Consider the following 5,104-nt stretch of genomic DNA (forward strand, 5'->3'; position numbering starts at 1 on the left):
GTTCTTATTAAAAACCCACCCAGCAACGCTGGGTGGGTTTTTTATTGGCGTAAATTTTTCATCACTACATAATTCTTGGGTCAAATACAGAAAGATATTTGGTGAGGTGATAATCGCATCTTTTTTCTTGCAGCTATTTGCTCTGGTGACGCCGCTGTTCTTTCAGGTGGTAGTGGACAAGGTGCTGGTGCATAAAGGTTTTACGACGCTCAATGTTCCGGCCTTTGGTTTTGTGGTGGTGGTTGTTTTTGGCACCTTGCTGGGTGGTTTGCGCAACTACCTGTTTAGCCATACCACAAACTGTGTAGACGTTAAGCTGGGAGCAAAGCTGTTCCATCACTTGGTTACTTTGCCCCTTGCCTGGTTCGAATCCCGCCAAGTAGGGCAGAGTGTCGCCAGAGTAAGAGAGTTGGATACCATGCCCATATTCCTCACTGATGGCAGTGACCCCATCGTGAATGCCAGTTCAAAGCAGCGGGATATCGATGTACTGAGATTTGCGGGCGATATTACCAACGAGCGGTTGCTGTTTTCCCAATCGGGTAATGATTTGGTGATTGATTTGTCCGGCACGACTGATTCGGTCAGAGTGCAAAACTGGTACACCGATGCAGCCTCGCAGGTGAAAGAAATCCATACGCAAGACACAGTGATTTACGCCAGCGATATTGATGCGCTGGTATCGGCAATGGCGTCATTTTCTGTGTCTTCTGGCACCGATGATTTCACTGACGCCCGGATTTTACCGTATGGACAAGCATTTGAAATTTTGGTGGAGGGAAATCATAAAGTTGCGGCTTGACCGTTCGATGGGGCGTGTCGGCCGTTTACTTTGCAGTTAACAGTTGTTTATCGCCTAACCAAATCAGGCATAATGCGAACCACGGAGCAATGGGAGCAACTGTGGATATTTACCTGCTTTACCTTTGCCTCGGTGCTGTCGCAGGACTGATCAGCGGCCTGTTTGGCCTGGGGGGCGGTGTTGTTATTGTCCCTATTCTTATCTTTACCTTCACTGCTCAGGGGATGTCTCAGGAGGTGCTGACGCATCTGGCCATCGGCACATCGCTGGCCACCATTGTGGTGACCTCAGTAAGTTCAATCTCTTCCCACCACAAACACGGCGCCATCCTCTGGTCGCTTGCCGGGTGGTTGACGCCCGGTATTTGTATTGGCGCTGCCCTGGGTGCTGTTTTTGCAGTCAGTATTTCTGGCACGGCGCTGCAGCTTGCCTTTGGCCTCTTTCTTTGTCTGGTGGCGCTAAAAATGGCATTCGCGCTCAATCCTTCCGGCGGTTCCAATATGCCCGGTCGAGTGGGGCAGGCTATGGTGGGTACGGTGGTCGGTTTTGTCGCTAGCCTGTTCGGGATTGGTGGCGGCTCGCTCACGGTGCCTTATTTAACCTGGGTGCGGGTGTCGATGAAAAATGCCGTCGCCACCTCTGCCGCTTGCGGTCTGCCAATTGCTATCAGTGGGGCGCTGACCTACTGGTGGCAGGGTATGGGTAAATCGGATTTGCCAGACGGTGCAGTCGGCTTTATTTATCTCCCGGCATTTTTGGGCATTATCATAGCCAGTACGATATTTGCCAGAGTCGGTGCGCGGCTTGCACACCGACTACCTGGCGATATTCTGCGCCGCAGTTTCTCTCTGTTATTGCTAATCATTGGTGTGCGGTTTGTCTGGCGCAATCTCGGAATGTGAAAGGCGTATATGAAAGGCTTGCTGACAATACTCAGTGATGGGCGTTTCCACTCGGGTGAAGAGCTCGGCAGTGTGCTGGGTATTTCAAGGACCGCAGTCTGGAAGCAAATACAAAAAATTGAGCAAACAGGCCTTGAGATAAAATCTCGGAGAGGCTGTGGCTACTGCCTTATGGCAGAGTTGGAGCTATTGGATCGAAACACGCTTATTCATAATCTTTCGGCTACTGCCAGGTCGCTGATCAGGGAGTTGCAGGTTGAGTTGTCCGTGCCCTCGACCAATGATCTGGTTAGAAATGCCGCCGAGCAGGGAGACGCTACCGGCCTGATCGTGCTTGCCGAGCAACAAACGGCAGGTCGTGGACGGCGGGGCAGGCTCTGGGTCAGCCCCTTTGGCAGGAATATCTATCTCTCCCTCGGTTGGGGCTTTGACGGTGGCGTGCAAGTGCTCGAAGGCCTGAGTCTTGCAGTTGGTGTGGCTGTAAGGTGTGCAATACAGTCTTGTGGTATCCACGGGCTGATGTTCAAGTGGCCCAATGATTTGTTCCTGGAAGATAAAAAGGTAGGCGGTATTTTGTTGGAAGTACTGGGGGACCCCTCGGGCTTCTGTCAGGTGATTATAGGCGTTGGTATCAATCTGGGTATGCCGGATAAAAGCGGTGAGTTGATTGACCAGGCATGGACAGATATTGGTTTAACGTCAGGGCGGCCGGTCAGTCGCAATAGGTTGGCCTCTGCCATTATTGAAGAAATGCTCGCCTTACTGGAAAACTTTCATGAGGTTGGTTTTGCCCCCTACCGTGAAGAATGGCTGCGATTTGATATCAATACGGACAGAAAGGTCAACCTGATATTAATGAATAAAACGGTTCAGGGTATAGCGAGAGGTGTTGATGAGAGCGGCGCATTGAAGCTTGAGATCGGCGACGAGATCAAACGGTTCAGTGGCGGCGAAATCAGTCTCAGGAGCGCAGAATGATTGTCGACATTGACGTTGGAAACAGTCGGATCAAATGTCGATTGACTGAGAAGGGAGTTTCTGTTGGTATGCCGCCGGCCACAGATATCAAAAGCCTGTTGCAATCGATTGGAGAGCGGGGACGTCCAACCCGAATTCGTCTCTCCAGTGTAGGCAGAAAGGAGGTTGCCGGGGAAGTTGCGGTGCAGGCAGCTCTGTGGGGCTGTCAAATGCAGCAGGCCAAAACCACCCGTGAGGCTGGAGATGTGCGCTGTGGTTATCTGGATCCTTCATCCATGGGAGTTGATCGTTGGTTGGCGCTGCTGGCTGCACGAAATCGATTTCGGTGTGCCTGTATCGTTGTGGATGCGGGCACTGCGACTACCGTGGATATTATTGACAAACAAGGTTGTCACCTCGGTGGTTACATCGTGCCCGGATTCGCCATGATCTACCAATCGCTTAATCTGGGAACCAGTAATATTTCGATCGAGCCTGATTCAATTACGAATTGTGCTCCGGGGAAAACAACCGGTGAGGCGATAGGCCATGGCGCGTTGTTGATGGTCAAGACAATGATTGAAGCATCGGCCGCGAGGTTGGAGGAGGAGGCTCAGCCCGTGAAAGTCATTGTCTCTGGCGGTGACGGACCGGTGCTGAAAAATGTGATCGAGAGGGATTGCGTCTATATTCGCGATTTGGTGTTGGATGGTCTTGACGTCATGTTCCCATAGGTGTTTGCCAATGCGATGGTTGTTTTTTGTTTTGGTTTTAATCAACCTGGTGGCAGCTTACTGGTTCTATAGTACGGCTGCCTTTCGTGCGGAACAGGTCGATAGCCAAAAAAATGAATTGGCGGCCCATCAAGAAAAAGAAAAATATGCTCCGCTATTGCTCGTAGAGGAGATGCCAGCGTTAACTGAAGAGGCAGATGAATCGCAATCAGTTTCGGATAATCCTCTTGCAAGTACCGCTGATAATGTTCTGTCTTCCGGGAATGGTGGAGGCCTCCGTTGCCTGCTGATTGGCCCTTTGGACGAGATTGACGCCGAAGAACTTCGCCGTCGACTGCTGTCGTATGGGTTTGGCGGGGAGCTGGTTTGGCGAACCACCAGAATAAGAGAGAATCATTGGTTGATTGTTCCGCCGCTGGCATCACGAGTCGAGGCCAGCAAAATGTTAAAGGATTTGCGCAGCAAAGAGATTGATAGCTTTCTGATAGCCGAAGGTGAATATAAAAACGGGATAACCCTCGGGGTGTTTAGTGACAGGGATAATATCGAACACTATCGGCACAAGCTGGTTACTCAGGGATACCCTGTGGTGGTCGTTCCCCGACCTGCTACGGTGGAAGAGCGCTGGCTACAGCTGCGTCAGTACACGCTCCAATCTGCACCGAAAGGACTGATGGAACTCATTGATGAAGAAGATAAAAATACTTCAAGGCGGATGACTGAGGACACCTGTGTGAGCTCAGGTTCTGCTGAATAAGCCGATTGTCAGTGCTTGATAGGGAGGTTTCCCTTCTGGTGGCAGCGATATAAAGTAGAAAACTGTCGCCTGGATTGCGGCAATGGTTGATTATAGTGCCAACTTTCACTAGAATCGCGCTCCCGATTTAATAGCGGGTCTTATAGAGCTGGCGTAGCTCAGTTGGTAGAGCAGCTGACTTGTAATCAGCCGGTCGGGGGTTCGACTCCTCTCGCCAGCTCCAATTAATACAGTTTGAGCGAGCTGTTTGACAGCCAAACTGGTGGCATGGACAATGTCCAACATTTTTCGCAGGGGTTCCCGAGCGGCCAAAGGGATCAGACTGTAAATCTGACGCGAAAGCTTCGGTGGTTCGAATCCACCCCCCTGCACCAAGTTTTAGGGCAGGCACGATAGGTCGGTGTGCTTGTATGTGTTACCCGGGAGCGAAGATGGTGCTGCATTCCGGTGGGAAAGCGGCCCTCTGTTGAGAAGCAGGCAAGGGTAGCGTGGAAGACGGATATTATTCTAAAGATTGAATGGTCTATCCTCTCGAGCAAATGTGAATAAGGTAATTGGCCCCTGACGGGGTTGGTGTCGGTTGAGTCGTCAATCGACACCTTATTATTTGACGGAGTGTTGTAAGCATAGCGGGTATAGTTCAGTGGTAGAACCTCAGCCTTCCAAGCTGATGATGCGGGTTCGATTCCCGCTACCCGCTCCAATGCCTGTTTAAGTATGTTTATGCTCATATAGCTCAGTCGGTAGAGCACTTCCTTGGTAAGGAAGAGGTCACCGGTTCAAATCCGGTTATGAGCTCCAGTATTTCCCCCGGGCATGTTCCGTGGTGTTTTTGATTCAGGTGTCAGGTTTAAAGAGGAGCGCTCGTCATGTCAAAAGCAAAGTTTGAACGTAACAAGCCCCACGTAAACGTTGGCACTATTGGTCACGTTGACCACGGCAAGACCACCCT

6 protein-coding genes and 4 tRNA genes are annotated in these 5,104 nt (G+C 50.9%); all 10 read left to right on the top strand.

Features of this window, described 5'->3' with window-relative positions; genetic code table 11:
• The coding region (locus ACTF5G_RS09810; RefSeq protein WP_438952627.1) for an ABC transporter transmembrane domain-containing protein at positions 1-802 on the top strand (802 nt) is incomplete at its 5' end.
• A gap of 101 nt (positions 803-903) precedes the next feature.
• Positions 904-1,704, top strand: a complete 801-nt coding sequence (locus ACTF5G_RS09815) for a sulfite exporter TauE/SafE family protein (protein ID WP_438952628.1) — start codon at positions 904-906, stop codon at positions 1,702-1,704.
• A gap of 9 nt (positions 1,705-1,713) precedes the next feature.
• On the top strand, positions 1,714-2,682 hold the full coding sequence (gene birA, locus ACTF5G_RS09820; protein ID WP_438952629.1) for a bifunctional biotin--[acetyl-CoA-carboxylase] ligase/biotin operon repressor BirA: 969 nt from the start codon (positions 1,714-1,716) through the stop codon (positions 2,680-2,682).
• Positions 2,679-3,395, top strand: coding sequence for a type III pantothenate kinase (locus ACTF5G_RS09825; RefSeq protein WP_438952630.1), 717 nt, complete (start codon positions 2,679-2,681; stop codon positions 3,393-3,395). Before birA ends, ACTF5G_RS09825 begins: the two co-directional genes overlap by 4 nt.
• A gap of 10 nt (positions 3,396-3,405) precedes the next feature.
• A complete protein-coding gene (locus ACTF5G_RS09830; RefSeq protein WP_438952631.1) occupies positions 3,406-4,152 on the top strand; it encodes a hypothetical protein in 747 nt (248 codons plus the stop codon).
• Between the two features lie 147 nt (positions 4,153-4,299).
• A tRNA-Thr gene (locus ACTF5G_RS09835) sits at positions 4,300-4,375 on the top strand.
• Positions 4,376-4,442: 67 nt separating this feature from the next.
• Positions 4,443-4,526: transfer RNA gene (locus ACTF5G_RS09840), tRNA-Tyr, on the top strand.
• 255 nt (positions 4,527-4,781) lie between these two features.
• A tRNA-Gly gene (locus tag ACTF5G_RS09845) sits at positions 4,782-4,855 on the top strand.
• Positions 4,856-4,877: 22 nt separating this feature from the next.
• Positions 4,878-4,953, top strand: a tRNA-Thr gene (locus ACTF5G_RS09850).
• Between the two features lie 68 nt (positions 4,954-5,021).
• On the top strand, positions 5,022-5,104 hold an 83-nt coding region (locus ACTF5G_RS09855), incomplete at its 3' end, for a GTP-binding protein (protein WP_262984289.1).

The sequence above is a fragment of the Porticoccus sp. genome (genome assembly GCF_965660005.1).
Lineage (GTDB): Bacteria > Pseudomonadota > Gammaproteobacteria > Pseudomonadales > Porticoccaceae > Porticoccus.

Coding starts and splice junctions, on each gene's coding strand:
- ACTF5G_RS09830 (WP_438952631.1), top strand. CDS start 3,406: ATGCGATGGTTGTTTTTTGTTTTGGTTTTAATCAACCTGGTGGCAGCT.
- ACTF5G_RS09825 (WP_438952630.1), top strand. CDS start 2,679: ATGATTGTCGACATTGACGTTGGAAACAGTCGGATCAAATGTCGATTG.
- birA (WP_438952629.1), top strand. CDS start 1,714: ATGAAAGGCTTGCTGACAATACTCAGTGATGGGCGTTTCCACTCGGGT.